The organism is Flammeovirga sp. AWQ4_249 (genome assembly GCF_056161045.1).
In genome coordinates this window covers 1-1,047 of record NZ_JBSWYJ010000104.1, presented here as the reverse complement: position 1 = coordinate 1,047, position 1,047 = coordinate 1, and the positions used below count along the sequence as shown (strand labels likewise).

Here is a 1,047-nt window from a genome sequence, read left to right as displayed (position 1 = left end):
GGGAGTATCTCAGAAACTGTGTAAATCTATTTTTTAGATTTCAAAATGTTTTGATCAACCCTCGAAATTTCTCTTTGTAAAATTAATGAGCTTTAGCGAAGTTGATTTTGCAAAGAAAATTTGAGGAACCCGCGGTAGCGTCTTTCTTGTATAGTGTGATATTAAACTTTTATATTTACATATTACACTAAAATATCATGAACAAAGAAGATTTTTTAAGCAAGGAATTTTTATCTCAGTTTAAAACAGGAACAGAACTGACAGACTTTTTACAGCAACTTCAACGAAGAGGTATAGAGCAAATTTTAGAAGGAGAATTAGATGCTCACCTAGGATATGAAAAGCATCAAAATTCAGAGAATTCAAATGCTCGAAATGGATATGGTAAAAAGATTATCAAAAATGAACTTGGAGAAACAGAAATAAAAGTTCCTAGAGATCGAAGCGGATCATTTACTCCAGTGTTAGTGCCTAAACGTAAGAATATGGCTGAAGGAGTTGAAAACATCATTATATCTCTGTATGCCAAAGGAATGAGTACTACAGATATTGAAGAGCAAATTAGAGAACTTTATGATATTAATGTATCCTCTTCAACAATATCACGTATTACCGATCGTATTTCAGAAGATATTGTAGCATGGAAAAATAGACCTTTAGATCCGTTATATCTCATCGTTTGGATGGATGGCATTGTCTTCAAAGTAAGAGAAAATTCCAAGGTGGTAAATAAAACAATGTATATCGCTATTGGACTGAAAACCAATGGTAAAAAAGAAGTTTTAGGCTTATGGTTAGGTAAAAATGAATCATCATCTTTTTGGATGACAGTACTTACAGATATGAAAGCTAGAGGACTTCAAGATATTTTAATTACTTCTACTGATAACTTAAATGGGTTTACAGATACCATTAAAACTTGCTTTCCTGAATCTGTAACACAAATATGTGTAGTCCATCAAATCAGAAATGCTTGTAAATATGTCGTATGGAAGGATAAAAAGGCTTTTACTAGAGATATGAAAGAAGTCTATACTGCTCCAACAA

At 32.1% G+C, this 1,047-nt stretch carries 1 protein-coding gene; it reads left to right on the top strand.

The features are described 5' to 3' along the window. Positions 1-197: 197 nt before the first annotated feature. Positions 198-1,047 (top strand): IS256 family transposase (locus ACXAHM_RS26260; protein ID WP_474967055.1); only part of this gene is annotated, 850 nt, incomplete at its 3' end.